The 14,809-nt window shown below is 72.3% G+C and carries 11 protein-coding genes; 7 read left to right on the top strand and 4 right to left on the bottom strand.

Features of this window, described 5'->3' with window-relative positions; genetic code table 11:
* Positions 1 to 368: 368 nt before the first annotated feature.
* Positions 369 to 1,610 (bottom strand): class I SAM-dependent methyltransferase, encoded by a 1,242-nt coding sequence (locus ACXR8F_RS19675; protein ID WP_458803085.1) that lies wholly within the window; start codon positions 1,608 to 1,610, stop codon positions 369 to 371.
* 234 nt (positions 1,611 to 1,844) lie between these two features.
* Here ACXR8F_RS19675 and groES point away from each other — a divergent pair, with 234 nt between their 5' ends.
* Positions 1,845 to 2,141, top strand: coding sequence for a co-chaperone GroES (gene groES, locus ACXR8F_RS19670; protein ID WP_045187591.1), 297 nt, complete (start codon positions 1,845 to 1,847; stop codon positions 2,139 to 2,141).
* Positions 2,142 to 2,289: 148 nt separating this feature from the next.
* Positions 2,290 to 3,903, top strand: coding sequence for a chaperonin GroEL (gene groL, locus ACXR8F_RS19665; protein ID WP_045187589.1), 1,614 nt, complete (start codon positions 2,290 to 2,292; stop codon positions 3,901 to 3,903).
* Positions 3,904 to 4,050: 147 nt separating this feature from the next.
* Here the strand turns inward: groL and ACXR8F_RS19660 are convergent, their stop codons facing one another.
* Positions 4,051 to 4,338, bottom strand: coding sequence for a WhiB family transcriptional regulator (locus ACXR8F_RS19660; protein ID WP_045187799.1), 288 nt, complete (start codon positions 4,336 to 4,338; stop codon positions 4,051 to 4,053).
* A 306-nt stretch (positions 4,339 to 4,644) separates the two neighbouring features.
* On the opposite strand from ACXR8F_RS19660, the gene ACXR8F_RS19655 reads away from it, so the two are divergent.
* The 4 genes from ACXR8F_RS19655 to ACXR8F_RS19640 all read left to right on the top strand — a co-directional run bounded on the left by ACXR8F_RS19655 (position 4,645) and on the right by ACXR8F_RS19640 (position 9,148).
* Positions 4,645 to 5,274 carry a sigma-70 family RNA polymerase sigma factor gene (locus ACXR8F_RS19655; protein WP_458803083.1) on the top strand — a complete coding sequence of 210 codons (630 nt, stop codon included), beginning with the start codon at positions 4,645 to 4,647 and terminating at the stop codon, positions 5,272 to 5,274.
* A 5-nt stretch (positions 5,275 to 5,279) separates the two neighbouring features.
* Positions 5,280 to 6,383, top strand: coding sequence for a hypothetical protein (locus tag ACXR8F_RS19650; RefSeq protein WP_458803081.1), 1,104 nt, complete (start codon positions 5,280 to 5,282; stop codon positions 6,381 to 6,383).
* Between the two features lie 42 nt (positions 6,384 to 6,425).
* The gene (gene guaB, locus ACXR8F_RS19645; protein WP_045187583.1) at positions 6,426 to 7,940 is read left to right on the top strand and encodes an IMP dehydrogenase; all 1,515 of its coding nucleotides are present in this window, start codon (positions 6,426 to 6,428) and stop codon (positions 7,938 to 7,940) included.
* An 86-nt stretch (positions 7,941 to 8,026) separates the two neighbouring features.
* A complete protein-coding gene (locus tag ACXR8F_RS19640) occupies positions 8,027 to 9,148 on the top strand; it encodes a GuaB3 family IMP dehydrogenase-related protein (protein ID WP_045187581.1) in 1,122 nt (373 codons plus the stop codon).
* A gap of 37 nt (positions 9,149 to 9,185) precedes the next feature.
* Here ACXR8F_RS19640 and ACXR8F_RS19635 read toward each other — a convergent pair whose 3' ends face one another.
* Positions 9,186 to 11,297, bottom strand: coding sequence for a bifunctional lysylphosphatidylglycerol flippase/synthetase MprF (locus tag ACXR8F_RS19635; protein ID WP_458803079.1), 2,112 nt, complete (start codon positions 11,295 to 11,297; stop codon positions 9,186 to 9,188).
* A 104-nt stretch (positions 11,298 to 11,401) separates the two neighbouring features.
* Between ACXR8F_RS19635 and ACXR8F_RS19630 the strand changes: the two genes are divergently transcribed.
* Positions 11,402 to 13,096 carry a GMC oxidoreductase gene (locus ACXR8F_RS19630; RefSeq protein ID WP_458803077.1) on the top strand — a complete coding sequence of 565 codons (1,695 nt, stop codon included), beginning with the start codon at positions 11,402 to 11,404 and terminating at the stop codon, positions 13,094 to 13,096.
* 19 nt (positions 13,097 to 13,115) lie between these two features.
* On the opposite strand, the gene ACXR8F_RS19625 is transcribed toward ACXR8F_RS19630, so the two are convergent.
* Complete coding sequence (locus ACXR8F_RS19625) at positions 13,116 to 14,534, bottom strand: glycoside hydrolase family 3 N-terminal domain-containing protein (protein ID WP_458803075.1); 1,419 nt, start codon at positions 14,532 to 14,534, stop codon at positions 13,116 to 13,118.
* Between the last annotated feature and the right edge of the window lie 275 nt (positions 14,535 to 14,809).

Raw genomic sequence — 14,809 nt, 5'->3', positions numbered from 1 at the left:
CGCCAGCCCCGCCCCCAGCAGCGCCAACGCCTGCTCCCGCTGAGCCAACGAGTACGTCCCCGGGATTCCGCCCATGCCTGCCTCCACGCAATTCGTGTTGCGCAGACGATCTGAAGCCAAGCAGCCGCGCAGCCACCACCCATTGGTCGAGTGCCCATTTCCCGACGTCCCTCCGTCACGAAACTGAGCACTCGACCGGGGCCTGGCGTTGGGAACTGAGCACTCGACCGGGGACTGGCGTTGGGAACTGAGCACTCGACCGGGGCCTGGCGTTGGGAACTGAGCACTCGACTGGGGCCTGGCGTTGGGAACTGAGCACTCGACTGGGGCTTGGGAACTGAGCACTCGAGGGGGGTCGGGGAGGTCGGTCAGGCGGGGGTGACGACGACGGCGGCCTGGGCACCGCCGACGCGCGTCAGCACGAGGATCGCCTCCGACCCGCCCTTGCCGCGGCCGGTCATCTTCAGCTGCCGGCGCAGCACGTCGGCGTCGAGGGTGACGCCGCGCTTCTTGATGGTGACGCGGTCGTGGCCCTGGTCGCGCAGCCAGCGGGCCAGTCGCTTCGTCGACAGCGGCATCGCCTCGACCACGCGGAACCGGCGCGCCCACGGCAGGTCGCGCGCCACCGCGCTCGTCACGTAGCCCACGCCGGTGGCCAGCTCGGTCCCCTCGACCGCCGACACGAGGGCCCCGGTGAGGCCGGCGCGGATCACGGCGCGGTCGGGCTCGTAGAGCCACTCGCCCATCTCGTTGACCGAGCCCAGGACGGGGCGGGGCGCGCCGTCGCCCGCGTCGTCCTCGGTGACGACGGACGTCGACGTCTCGGTGCACACCGCGGCGGTGCGCCCGGTCGTCGACACGAGCGGGCCCCACCAGACGGCGCACTCGAGCACCTCGCCGTGCCAGGAGGTCCACTGGGCCTCCGCCCCCCGCGGCACGGACCCGTGGGGGAAGGCGGGGGAGAGCTTCGCGCCGGTCGCGGGCACGGCATCGGCGAAGGCCAGCACCTGCGACCACGACGGCGAGATGGCATCGAGCGAGAAGACTCGCTTGGTGCGGCCCTGCACGTCGGCCACTCCGCGAACGCGGCGGGCGGGGTCGAGCCACACGCCGACGTGGCGGTGGGCGTCACCCGGCGGCAGGCGTACGTCCTCGGCGAGTCCGTGGGTGACCCGGGCCGACGGCCAGTGCCGCAGGTTGACGGCGGCGACGCGGGCCGTGGCGTCGTCCGCGTCCACGGCGTGCACCGTGAGGTCGAGGCCGGCGAAGGCCATCGCGTCGGCGCCGAGCCCGCACCCGAGGTCGTGCACCTCGCGGACCCCCGCGCTGACGTAGCGGTGCGCGTGCCGGGCGGCGATCGCGAGCCGGGTCGCCTGCTCGAGACCGTCGGCGGTGAAGAGCATGCCGGCCGCGAAGTCGCCGAACTTCTCGGTGCCGCGTGACCGCAGCCGCGACTGCGTCATCGCGGCGGCGACGAGGTCGGCCGCGAAGCCCGCCTCGCGGAGGCGGTCCTGCAGGTGGAGCGACCCGGCTTCGTCGTAGGGCGGCAGCGACTGGAGCAGCGCCCAGCCCTCACCCGTCGCGAGGCGATCGACCATGGCGGCGTCCATGCGCACATCCTGCCAGCGAGGACGGTCCGACCCGCTCGGGGCGACGCGCGACGGATTCTGGCACTCGACTTGACCGAGTGCTAACCGAAACCTAGATTTCTTCCTGTTGGCACTCTCCACCCGGAAGTGCCAGCGTCCTCCTCGAGGGAGGTCGACCCCCGCGACGGCGACCAGTCTCGAGAGCCCACAGTCCGCAATCCAGTTTTCGACTGTCCCGAAGGGAAGGTCACCACCGTGTCGGTTTCCATCACGCCGCTCGAAGACCGCATCGTCGTCAAGTCCCTCGAGGCCGAGCAGACCACCGCGTCCGGCCTCGTCATCCCGGACACCGCCAAGGAGAAGCCGCAGGAGGGCGAGGTCCTCGCCGTCGGCCCCGGCCGCTTCAACGACAACGGCACCGAGCGCGTGCCGCTCGACGTCAAGGTCGGCGACAAGGTCATCTTCAGCAAGTACGGCGGCACCGAGGTCAAGTACGGCGGCGAGGAGTACCTCATCCTCTCCGCGCGCGACGTCCTCGCGATCGTCGGCTGACCCGACGCCGTATGCCGTGACGCACCCCGGTGAGCCCCGCTGGGGTCTCCCCGGGGTGCGCCTCGTTCGGCCCCTCGCCTGACCGGGCACGATCGCATCCGCCCGGAATCCCCAAGAACCGCAAAGCAACCCGAGCCAAAGGAACACCATGGCCAAGCAGCTGGAGTTCGACGACTCCGCCCGCAAGTCGCTCGAGCGCGGCGTCAACGCGCTCGCCAACGCCGTCAAGGTGACGCTCGGCCCGAAGGGCCGCAACGTCGTCATCGACAAGAAGTGGGGCGCCCCCACGATCACGAACGACGGCGTGACCATCGCCCGCGAGATCGAGCTCGAGGACCCCTACGAGAACCTCGGCGCCCAGCTCGCCAAGGAGGTCGCGACCAAGACCAACGACGTCGCCGGTGACGGCACGACGACCGCGACCGTGCTCGCCCAGGCCATGGTCAAGGAGGGCCTGCGCAACGTCGCCGCGGGCGCCGCCCCGGCCGCGCTCAAGCGCGGCATGGACAAGGCCGTCACCGCGGTCAACGACCGCCTCCTCGAGAACGCCCGCGAGGTCGACGGCAAGGACGAGATCGCCTCCGTCGCGACCCTCTCCGCCCAGGACGCCACCCTCGGCGGCCTCATCGGCGAGGCGTTCGACAAGGTCGGCAAGGACGGCGTCATCACCGTCGAGGAGTCCTCGACGACCGCCACCGAGCTCGAGTTCACCGAGGGCATGCAGTTCGACAAGGGCTACCTCTCGGCCTACTTCGTCACCGACACGGAGCGCATGGAGACCGTCCTCGAGGACGCCTACGTGCTCATCAACCAGGGCAAGATCTCCGCGGTCGCGGAGATCCTCCCGGTGCTCGAGAAGGTCGTGCAGTCGGGCAAGCCGCTGCTCATCATCGCCGAGGACGTCGACGGCGAGGCCCTCTCGACGCTCGTGGTCAACAAGATCCGCGGCACGTTCAACGTGGCGGCCGTCAAGGCCCCCGGCTTCGGCGACCGCCGCAAGGCCATGCTCCAGGACATCGCGATCCTCACCGGTGGCCAGGTCATCGCCGAGGAGGTCGGCCTCAAGCTCGACCAGGCCGACCTGACCGTGCTCGGCCAGGCCCGCCGCATCGTCCTCACCAAGGACAACACGACGATCATCGACGGCAACGGCGACGAGTCCGAGGTGGCCGGCCGCGTGCACCAGATCAAGGCCGAGATCGAGCGCACCGACTCCGACTGGGACAAGGAGAAGCTCCAGGAGCGTCTCGCCAAGCTCGCCGGCGGCGTCTGCGTCATCAAGGTCGGCGCGCACACCGAGGTCGAGCTCAAGGAGAAGAAGCACCGCATCGAGGACGCGATCTCCGCGACCCGCGCCGCGATCGAGGAGGGCATCGTCGCCGGTGGCGGCACCGCCCTCATCCACGCCGCCTCGGCCATCGACAGCCTCGAGCTCACGGGCGACGAGGCCACCGGTGCCAGCATCGTGCGCAAGGCCGTCGCCGAGCCGCTGCGCTGGATCGCCGAGAACGCGGGCCACCAGGGCTACGTCGTCACCTCCAAGGTGGCTGCGCTGCCGATCGGCCAGGGCCTCAACGCGGCGACCGGCGAGTACGGCGACCTCATCGCCGCCGGCGTCATCGACCCGGTCAAGGTGACCCGCTCCGCGCTGCGCAACGCCGAGTCGATCGCGTCGATGATCCTCACGACGGACACGCTCGTCGTCGACAAGCCCGAGGACGAGCCCGAGGCCGGCGGCCACGGTCACGGCCACGGCCACTGACCGACGTCTGACGCGTACGTCCGGCGTGCACGCCTGACGCACGACGAGGGCCGCTCCCCCGGGGAGCGGCCCTCAGTCGTGTCGGGCTCGTGTCGGGCTCGTGTCGTCGAAAGGCCCGTGTCGTCCAACGGGCCCGTCAGGGCTGCGTCAGGACGCTTCCTGGATGCCGTCGTAGAGCAGCTCGCGCTCGGACTCGGTGAGCCCGCCCCAGACGCCGTACGGCTCGCGGACCTCGAGGGCGTGCGAGCGGCAGGCGGCCACGACGGGGCAGGCGGCGCAGACGGCCTTGGCCTGGGCGTCGCGGTTGCGGCGGCGTGGGCCGCGCTCTCCCTCGGGGTGGAAGAAGACCTCGGGGCTGGTGCCTCGGCAGGCGCCCTCCAGCTGCCAGTCCCAGAGGTCGGCGACTGGTCCGGGCAGGCGGGTGATCTCGGCCATGAACTCGTCTCTCAGGTCGGGCGGGATAGCCGCCAGGTCTAACCGGTCCGCTCGGTGCATGTGGGGGCGCGAACCGCGAAATCGACGCTAACCGGGCACGCGATCACGGATAAAGGTTGGAATCTTAAGGACTTGTTCAAGAATTGCCATTCGGATGGCATGCTCGTCGGAGACGTGCTGGGGGCCTCCCCCAGGGTCGTCGGGGAGCGCAGGTCGGGCTAGCATGGGCGCGCTCCGGGCAGGCCGACGAGCAGCGCACCGTGGCGCTGGAACTACGAGACGACAGTTCGGGGGACGACGACTCACATGGGTCCTGGATGGTCGAGGCGCGCCCGCGTAACACCGGGCGGGGCAGCAGCGATGGAGCGGATGGACGCTCCATCGCTTCGTGAGCTGGCTGCCGATGCTGTGCGCGACCCGCATGCGCGGGACCTGCTGCTGGCCCGCGTCAGGGACATGGCCCTGCGGTACTCCCGCGTCCGACTCGGTCGTTTCGGCGCCGAGGACATTGCCCAGGACGTCGCCCAGGAGGTGTGCATGGCCATCGTGACGGCTCTGCCGACCTACGAGGAGCGCGGCCTGCCCTTCGAGGCGTTCGTCTACACGATCACCTCTCGCAAGCTCGCGGACGCCCAGCGTGCCGCCATGCGGGGTCCGGCGCCCGTCGCCGAGATCCCCGACGGGCCGGCCGACGGGCCCTCGCCCGAGTCGGTCGCCATCATGCGCGACGACGCCGCGACCGCGATGAGCCTCATGCGCCAGCTGCCGCCGCAGCAACGCGAGATCCTGACCCTGCGCGTCGCGGTCGGGATGTCGACCGAGGAGACCGCGGCAGCGCTCGGCATGTCGGCCGGCGCCGTCCGCGTGGCCCAGCACCGAGCCCTGGGCAAGCTGCGCGGCCTCATCGCCGACGCCGAGGCGGGTGACGTCGCGTGAACGACATGTCTCCCTTCAGCAGCGCGGGCGACGTGCTCGCCGACGACCTGCTCCTCGACCGCCTCGCGGGCCGTGCCGACGTCGGCAGTGAGCCTGTGGCCGGGCTCCTCGCCGCCCTCGCCGCGCACGCCGACACCCCGCTGCCCGCACGCACGGGTCGGCGGCGCATCGCCAACAAGCACCGCTACCTGGGCGCGTTCGCCGCGCTCGCCGTGGCGGCCAGTGGCGCCGGCGTGGCGGCTGCGGTGACCCGCCCCCACGAGGGCTCCCTGCTGGCCGACCGGGCACGCATCGAGCAGCGCATGGAGCAGAGTGCCCGAAGCGGCGCCCCCAGCGCGCTGCTGTCGCGCCTCGGGCTCCCCGCCACCGACGGCACCACGACCGCGCGCGGTCTGGTGCTCGCGCGCGGAACGGACGGCACCTTCGTGCTGCTCCCCGCCGCCGTGGCGCAGGCCAGGACGCCGGCCGCCGCGGCGGCTGCGGCGGGTGCGGCCGCAGGTGGGGGCGCAGCCCACGCAGGCACTGTGGGCGCCGTCGGGGCTCCCGGCAGCGGCTCCGCCGCGGGGCCGTCGGCGTCGGGCCGTTCTGTCGCCGCCCCGGCGGGGGGCCGGGACAAGACCCCGAAGGACAAGCCCGCAAAGCCGGCCAGGACCCGTCCGGGCGGCGCCACCAGCAACGGCCAGGGAGCCGACGCCCAGACCGGCGGCCCCGCGGGTCAGACCGGCGGCGACCCGATCTGGGTGGTCGACCCCTCCACCGGGACCACGGGCACGACCAGCGACCAGACGACGCCACCGACCGACACCACCGTCGCGGGGCCCGCCCCCGTCGTCGGCCGTCTGGCCGACCCGGCGAACCAGCAGTCCCTCGTGGGGCCGCCGACGAGCCCGCAGCCGGGCCAGCGAGCCGCCGCGCCCGAGGTCCTTCCACCGGCGGGACCGGGCGCTGCGCACCCCGTGGGTGCCGCCCCGGCCGCCCCGGCCACCCCGGCGGCCCCGGCCCACCCGGCGGCGTCGACGCCCGCGACGGCTGCGACCCCGGCGACGCCTGCGACACCTGGTGCGCGCACGTCCGGCGCCGCTGCCTCGTCGGCGGCTCCCGCCTCCTGAGGCGTGTTCGGGGGAGCCCCTGCGAGCCCGTAGAATCGGCGAATGAGCCTCGGATCGTCTGACGTGCCCGCTGCTTTCGCCACGATGGGACTGACGTACGACGACGTCCTGCTCCTGCCCGGCTACAGCGACCTCGCCCCGAACGACATCGACACCACGACGCGCCTCACCCGTGAGCTGTCGATCACGTCGCCGCTCATCTCCGCAGCGATGGACACCGTCACCGAGGCTCGCATGGCGATCGCCATGGCCCGCCAGGGTGGCCTCGGTGTGCTGCACCGCAACCTGTCGATCCAGGACCAGGCCTACCAGGTCGACCTCGTCAAGCGGACCCAGACCGGGATGATCTCCAACCCGATCACCATCGGCCCGGACCGCACCCTCGAGGAGCTCGACGCCATCTGCGGCGAGTACCGCGTCTCGGGCCTGCCGGTCATCGGCGAGGACAAGAAGCTCATCGGCATGGTCACCAACCGCGACCTGCGCTTCACGCCGGTGGCCGAGTGGGCCACGACCCTCGTGCGCGACGTCATGACGCCGATGCCGCTCATCACCGGCCACGTCGGCATCAGCCGCGACGAGGCGACCGCGCTGCTGCGCCAGCACAAGCGCGAGCGGCTGCCGCTCGTCGACGACGAGGGCCACCTCACCGGCCTCATCACCGTCAAGGACTTCGTCAAGAGCGAGCAGTTCCCCAACGCCAGCAACGACGCCGACGGCCGCCTCATGGTCGGTGCGGCGATCGGCTACTTCGGCGACGCGTGGGAGCGCGCGACGACGCTCATCGAGGCCGGCGTCGACGTGCTCGTCGCCGACACCGCCCACGGGCACGTGCGGCTGCTCATCGAGATGGTCGAGCGCCTGAAGAAGGACCCCGCCACCCGGCACGTGCAGGTCATCGGCGGCAACGTCGCGACGACTGCCGGCGCGCAGGCGTTCGTCGACGCGGGCGCCGACGCGGTGAAGGTCGGCGTCGGTCCGGGCTCGATCTGCACGACCCGCATCGTCACCGGCGTCGGCGCCCCGCAGATCACGGCGGTCCACGCGGCGGCCCAGGCCTGCAAGCCGGCCGGCGTCCCGGTCATCGCCGACGGCGGCCTCCAGTACTCCGGCGACATCGCGAAGGCCATCGTCGCCGGCGCCGACTCCGTCATGGTCGGGTCGCTCCTCGCCGGCTGCGAGGAGAGCCCGGGTGAGCTGATCTTCGTCAACGGCAAGCAGTTCAAGAGCTACCGCGGCATGGGCTCGCTCGGTGCCATGAGCAGCCGCGGTAAGAAGTCCTACTCCAAGGACCGCTACTTCCAGGCCGAGGTCGAGTCCGACGACAAGATCGTGCCCGAGGGCATCGAGGGGCGCGTCGCCTACCGCGGCCCCCTCTCGGCGGTCGCCCACCAGATGCTCGGCGGCCTGCGCCAGTCGATGTTCTACGTCGGTGCGCGCACCGTGCCCGAGCTGCAGGAGAAGGGCCAGTTCGTGCGCATCACGCAGGCCTCGCTCAAGGAGAGCCACCCGCACGACATCCAGGGCATGGTCGAGGCCCCCAACTACGCCGGCTGAGCCGACCACCCCGACCACGTATGCCGTCCCGCGGAGCCCGCGGGACGGCATACGTCGTCGGCGGGGCCGGTCGGTAGGATCGGCCGGTGACCGAGATCGAGATTGGCCGAGGCAAGCGCGGACGGCGCGCCTACTCCTTCGACGACATCGCCGTCGTGCCCTCGCGGCGCACGCGCGACCCCGAGGAGGTCTCGGTGTCGTGGCAGATCGACGCGTACCACTTCGACATCCCGGTCATGGCCGCCCCGATGGACTCCGTCGTCTCGCCCGAGACGGCCATCGCCCTCGGCAAGCTCGGTGCCCTGCCGGTGCTCGACCTCGAGGGCCTGTGGACCCGCTACGAGGACCCGACCACCCAGCTGCGCGAGATCGCCGACATCGAGCCGGGCACCGCGACCGCCCGCATGCAGCAGATCTACGCCGAGCCGATCAAGCCCGAGCTCATCACCGAGCGGCTGCGCCAGCTGCGTGACGCCGGTGTCCCGGTCGCGGGCGCCCTGTCGCCCCAGCGCACCCAGCAGCACTGGAAGACCGTGGTCGACGCGGGCGTCGACCTCTTCGTCATCCGCGGCACCACCGTCTCGGCAGAGCACGTGAGCGGCCGCGCCGAGCCGCTCAACCTCAAGCGGTTCATCTACGAGCTCGACGTGCCCGTCATCGTCGGCGGCGCGGCGTCCTACACGGCGGCCCTGCACCTCATGCGCACCGGCGCGGCGGGCGTCCTCGTCGGCTTCGGTGGCGGGGCGGCGCACACGACGCGCACCGCGCTCGGCATCCACGCCCCGATGGCCTCGGCGGTGGCCGACGTCGCCGCCGCCCGCCGTGACTACCTCGACGAGTCGGGCGGCCGCTACGTCCACGTCATCGCCGACGGCGGCGTCGGCACGTCGGGCGACATCGTCAAGGCGATCGCCTGCGGCGCCGACGCGGTCATGCTCGGCGCGGCCCTCGCGCGCGGCACCGACGCCCCCGGCGGCGGCTACCACTGGGGTCCCGAGGCGCACCACCAGCAGCTGCCGCGCGGCGAGCGGATCGCCCTGGGCAGCCAGGCGTCGATCGAGGAGATCCTCTTCGGCCCGGGTCGGCACGCCGACGGCACGACGAACGTCATCGGCGCCCTCAAGCGCGCCATGGCCACGACCGGCTACTCCGACGTCAAGGAGTTCCAGCGCGTCGAGGTCGTCGTCTCCCCGTACCTCGGCAACTGAGCGCGCCGGCGCGGGTTGGCGACCCGCGCTGGACACCTCAGTGGCCCGTGCGCGCAAGCGCCACGAGGTCGCGCACGCCCGCGTCGGGCAGGTAGGCGCGGCTGAGCGCCAGCCCGATCCGTGGCAGCGCCGCCTCGTCGGGGAAGACGAGGTAGAGCGGGTGGTGCACGGGCTGGAACTTGGCCTTGAAGGCGAGCAGGGAGCGGAAGCCGTAGTAGGGCTCGAGCGTCTCGCCGAGCCTGTCGAGGAACGCGTCGACCGTGCCGCGGTCGAGCCCGTCGTCGTTCGCCGCGCTGCGGGCCAGGGGTGCGCCCGACAGCGACACGACTGACGAACCCTCGTCGCGGAAGCTGAGGCAGGCCGAGGCGATGAGGAACTCCATCGAGTAGCGGAAGCCGCCGGGGAGCCTCCGCATGACGTCGAGCGTCCAGCCGACGGCCGCGCCGCCGACGTCGTGGATCGGCATCCACGACGTGACGCCGTGCACCGTGGACTCGCCGTCGACGGCCAGGCCCACGCGCACTGCCGGGTCCATCGCCTCGTCGACGCCGCCGAGGGTGAAGCCCATCTCGGGCAGACCCTTGTCCTCGACCCACTCCGACGAGATGGCCTTGACCTGCATCTGCAGCCCGCGCGGCAGCTGGGCGAGCGGCTGGAGGCTGAGGTGGATGCCGAGCTTGGCTGCCTGGTTGAGCGCGGTGCGCACGTCCTGCCAGGCCTTCCCGACGAAGTCGAGGGTGGGCAGCTCGATGACGGCCTCCTCGGCGACCTGGAGGCTGTGCCACCCCAGCTCGCGCGCGTGGCGGCACGCCTCGGCGCTGACCGTGAAGAGGCACGGCACGAGCCCTTGGGCGTGGACGCGGTCGGAGAACTCGACGAGCAGGGCCGCCCGGTCCTCCTCGTCGGCGGCGACCGGGTCGCAGAGGCCGACGGCCACGCCCGCGTGCACGCGGTAGGCGACGTAGCCGGCGCGGTCGGGGCTGGTGAACCACCGGTTCTCCGGCCAGGTCGTCATCCAGGCGAGCCGGTTGACGGTGCCCTCCTCGCGCAGCAGGGCCGTGGCCTGCGCGCGCTGGTCGTCGTCGGCGGGTGCCACGAGGCTTCCGCGGGTGCGGCGCGCGCGACGCGGTGACGGGTTGCGGAAGGCATGCCGCCCGACGATGAGCACGACGAGACCAGCGCCGTTGCCGACCGTCTCCCAGCCGGCGGCGAGGAGCCCGGGCTCCCCGGTCGCGACCATCCAGCCGTAGTTGGCCAGCTGGATCCCGAGCACGACGACGAGCAGCGCGACCGCCCAGCGCCAGGCGCGCCGCCGGCCCTTGTAGAGCGACCGGGCGAGCCACAGCCACAGCACGATCTGCAGCACCCCGAACGCGAGGTCGGGGTTGGAGAGCTCCTGGGCGCGCGCGTCGGGCGACAGGGTGACCATGAACGGTCCGTCGCCGGTGGTGAAGGGGCGCAGCGACACCTCGGCCGCCGCGACGACGAAGAAGCCGGAGGCGAGCAGCCGGAAGTCCCGCCGGGTGAGCTGCCGCCGCGTGAGGGCCGGGCGACGACCGACGAGGAACGGCCCGAGGGCCAGCCCCAGCCCGACGCTGAGCAGGTGCTCGAGGTCGGCGAGGGCGCCCATGTGGATGAGGAAGAGCACGACGTACGCGACGAGCAGCGTCCGCGCGCGCCCCCGCCAGGGCGGCGCGACCGTCACCGTCGCCGCGGCCGCCGCCCCGAGGAACGCGGCCGAGGGGCCGGCGTCGCGAGCGTGTGCGAGCGTGGTCGTCCAGACGTAGCCGTGGTCGCGGGTGAGCCACAGGAGACCCGCGGCGCCGACGACCCCGGCGACGTGGCACGCGACGAGCGCGACGGCATACCTCCTCGTGCCCAGCCGCCATTCGGCGAACCCGCCGAACACGGCGAGGCCGACGACGATGGGCACGTACTGGAGGGGCCTTGCCGCGAAGAAGGCGCCGGCGGCGAGAGTCCACCAGCCGCCGGACTCGAAGGCCGGCAGCCCGTAGCCGAGGCTCGTGTGGAGGGACCGGTCGAGCAGCGGGTCCCACAGGGTCCGGGTGACGACCGAGAGGGCGATGATGGCGGCGAGGAGGGCGCTCGTGAGTGGCAGGCGTCGCATCACCGTCCGGGGACGGGGCATGCCCCCATGCTGCCCCTCGCAGCGCTGCCGCGTCAGGGGTCCCGGTCAGGTGACGCAAGTTACTCTCGGTAGCCCCAGGCCCTCGGCCACCCTAGGCTGTGCCCATGGAGCACGACCACGACGTCGTCGTCATCGGGTCCGGCTTCGGCGGCTCCGTCGCGGCCCTGCGTCTCGCCGAGAAGGGCTACCGGGTCCACGTCTACGAGGCGGGCCGGCGCTACGAGGACGACGACTTCGCCGAGAGCAGCTGGAACCTGCCGAAGTACTTCTGGATGCCGTGGGTCGGCTGCTACGGCATCCAACGCGTCCATCGCCTGCCCGACTGCCTCGTGCTCGCCGGCGCGGGGGTCGGCGGCGGCTCGCTCAACTACGCCAACACCCTGTACGTCCCCCCGACTCCGTTCTTCCGCGACCGGCAGTGGGCGCACATCACCGACTGGGAGGCCGAGCTCGCGCCGCACTACGCGACGGCGCAGCGGATGCTCGGCGTCGTCACCAACACGTGCGACGGCCCCGTCGAGCAGATGATGCGCGCCACCGCCGACGACCTGGGCGTCGGCGACACCTTCCGCCGCACCCCGGTCGGCGTCTTCTTCGGCGAGCCGGGCAAGCGCGTGCCCGACCCCTACTTCGGCGGCGACGGTCCGGAGCGCACCGGGTGCACCCAGTGCGGCAACTGCATGGTCGGCTGCCGGGTGGGCGCCAAGAACACCCTGATGAAGAACTACCTCGCCCTCGCCGAACGCCGCGGCGTCACCATCGAGCCGATGCGCACGGTCCGTTCGGTGCGCCCCCTCGACCCCGACTCACCCGAGAGCGGGTATGCCGTCACGACGGCGCACACGGGTCCGTGGGGCCGCCGCCGGTGGTCGACGGTGACGACCGGGCAGGTTGTCGTGGCAGCCGGTGCGTGGGGCAGCGCGAAGCTGCTCCACGCCCTGAAGGACGGACCGCTGCCACGCATCTCCGACCAGCTGGGGGTGCTGACCAGGACGAACTCCGAGTCCCTCTCGGGTGTCGTGCTCGACCGGGTCCCGGCCGGTCAGGACCTGACCCGCGGCATCGCCATCACGACGAGCTTCAACATCGACGACTCGACGCACATCGAGAACTGCCGCTACGGCAGGGGCAGCAACGCGTCCGGACTGATGGACGTCATGGCGGTGCCGTCCGAGGGAAAGGGACCGCGCTGGATGCGTTTCGTCGCCGCCGCCGCCCGGCACCCGCTCGAACTGGCGCGGTCGGTGTCGAAGCGCCGGTGGAGCGAGCGGACGATCATCGCGCTCGTCATGCAGACCCACGACAACTCGATCACCGTGCGGCGCCGCAAGTGGCCGGTCGGCTCGACGCTCACCTCGACGCAGGGCACGGGCGAGCCCAACCCGACCCACATCCCCGAGGCGATCCCTGCCGTGACCGGCCTGGCTCGTCGGCTCGAGGCGCTGACCGGGGGCCGGGCCCGCCTGCGGAGCAGCATCGGCGAGGTGCTCGACATCCCGATGACGGCGCACTTCCTCGGCGGCGCGGTCATCTCCGACACGCCCGAGACCGGTGTCGTCGACCCCTATCACCGGCTCTGGGGCTATCCGGGCATCCATGTCGTCGACGGATCCGCGGTGTCGGCGAACCTCGGCGTCAACCCGAGCCTCACGATCACGGCCCAGGCCGAGCGAGCCTTCTCGCTCTGGCCGGCCCGGGGAGAGGTGGATCGGCGCCCGACGCAAGGGGACGCGTACGTCCGCCTCGACGCCGACCCCCCTTCTCGATCGAGAGAACGCTCCGTCACCCCGGCCACGTGACGCACTGTTCTTCGATCGGTCAGAGCTGGGTGTTGAGGTAGGCCTGCAGCTGGCGGACGGTGCGCGCGTTCCACGTGGTGGCGCCGTCGTGTGAGAGGCCGAGGTAGGACTGCAGGGCGGCCATCGACCGGCTGCCCCAGACGCCGGTGGTGGGCACGTTGACCCGGACCTGCAGCGCGCGGACCGTCACGCTGCCGAGCGTTCCCGTACGCGTGACGCCGAGCCAGCGTTGGAGCGACGAGATCGTCGACGTGGACAGCGATCCGGTCACCGCGATCCTGGTGCCGAGCATGCCGTTGGCCGCCTTGACGGTGAGCACCCGCAGCGCAGCCGCGTTGACCCGGGCACGCAGGGTGGCGTCGATGGCGACCCTCGCGCTGACGGCGTTGACCATCGCCGGGATCACCGTGGGGTCGACGGTGAGCACGACGTCGCCACCGGCGTCGAGGAACCTGATCGCACGGGTGCCGGGTGACCAGGCCTGCACGGCTCGGGCCGCGCCCAGATCGTCGCTGATGACGACGCCCGTGAAGTGCAGGTCGCCGCGGATCATCCCCGTGATGACGGTGGGGGAGAAGACCGCGGGTCGGGCGGCGTCGATGCGGCTGTAGACGGCCGAGGAGACCATGAGCAGCTGGGCCCCGGCTCCGAGCGCGGACCGGAACGGGCCGATGTCGGGCGACGTGCGGGTGGTGACCCGGTCGGTGACGCCCGCTGTCGTGTCGGTGTTGCCCGTGACGCGGCCGAGGCCGGGGAAGTGCTTGGCCGCCAGGGCGAGTCCGGTCGACCGCATGCCGCGCGTGAAGGCCGATCCCTTCTCGGCGACGAGGGCCGGCGTGTGGCCGAACTCGCGCTGGAGGGCGCCGATGGGCGCGTTCAGCGGGGCGAACGACGCCGAGACGGTGTCCATGACGGGGGCGAGGTTGACGTTGACCCCGGCGCGCAGCACCTGGCTGCCCCACAGCGTGGCGCTCCGGGTGAGCCCGGCGTCGGTGTAGGTGCCCTGCGTCAGTGCCGTGGGCATCCTCGAGAACCACGGGCCCTGCAGCACCTGGACGAGGCCGCCCTCCTGGTCGGAGGCGACGAGCAGGGTCACCGCCGAGGTGGCCGCGTTGGTGGTCGCCAGCTGCGCGGCCGCGGTCAGGGCCCGCACCGGCGCGGCGCCGGTGGTCGTGCGGCCCGTGAGGATGAGGTTGCCGACGTGGTAGCGGCTGATCGCGGTGCGAGTCGCCGCCGACAGGCCCTTGACCGAGCCGCCGACCATGAAGAGCTGCCCGATGCGCTGGGCCGTCGTCAGCCGGTTCAGCACCGCCTGCGCTGTCGCCGCGGGGGAGACGACGGCGGGCACGGCTGCCACGCTGGCGGTCGGGGCCGCAGCGACCACCGCTGTGGCGGGCGCGGGGGCGGACAGCACGGCCACCCCGGCAGTCGCAGCCATCCATGACAGGACGAGGCGTCGCCAGCTGCTCATTTCCAGCCTCCAGCTCGGCCCTGTCGAGCGAACCGCTCGCCCCACCTCTGATTCTAGGTCGTATCGCCCCACGTGGCGGTGAGGACGGCGGCCGACGTGGCGACGGGTCGGGCGAACGATGAAGGGGTGAGGCCGTCACCCCTCAGAGACGGCCCCACCCGCGGCGCACGAGCCTTCAACCGGTCGAGAATCGGCCCGGCACCGCGCTGACAACGACGTGCACGGGTGGGGGTTACGGGGGT

This window comes from Terrabacter sp. AAH1 (assembly GCF_054456855.1).
This window is presented reverse-complemented; position numbering and strand designations above follow the sequence as displayed.

Excerpts from the sequence above, each read along its gene's own strand:
- ACXR8F_RS19675 (WP_458803085.1), bottom strand. The coding sequence starts at position 1,610 with ATGGACGCCGCCATGGTCGATCGCCTCGCGACGGGTGAGGGCTGGGCG.
- groL (WP_045187589.1), top strand. The coding sequence starts at position 2,290 with ATGGCCAAGCAGCTGGAGTTCGACGACTCCGCCCGCAAGTCGCTCGAG.
- ACXR8F_RS19660 (WP_045187799.1), bottom strand. The coding sequence starts at position 4,338 with ATGGCCGAGATCACCCGCCTGCCCGGACCAGTCGCCGACCTCTGGGAC.
- ACXR8F_RS19655 (WP_458803083.1), top strand. The coding sequence starts at position 4,645 with ATGGGTCCTGGATGGTCGAGGCGCGCCCGCGTAACACCGGGCGGGGCA.
- ACXR8F_RS19650 (WP_458803081.1), top strand. The coding sequence starts at position 5,280 with ATGTCTCCCTTCAGCAGCGCGGGCGACGTGCTCGCCGACGACCTGCTC.
- guaB (WP_045187583.1), top strand. The coding sequence starts at position 6,426 with ATGAGCCTCGGATCGTCTGACGTGCCCGCTGCTTTCGCCACGATGGGA.
- ACXR8F_RS19635 (WP_458803079.1), bottom strand. The coding sequence starts at position 11,297 with ATGCCCCGTCCCCGGACGGTGATGCGACGCCTGCCACTCACGAGCGCC.
- ACXR8F_RS19630 (WP_458803077.1), top strand. The coding sequence starts at position 11,402 with ATGGAGCACGACCACGACGTCGTCGTCATCGGGTCCGGCTTCGGCGGC.
- ACXR8F_RS19625 (WP_458803075.1), bottom strand. The coding sequence starts at position 14,534 with ATGGCTGCGACTGCCGGGGTGGCCGTGCTGTCCGCCCCCGCGCCCGCC.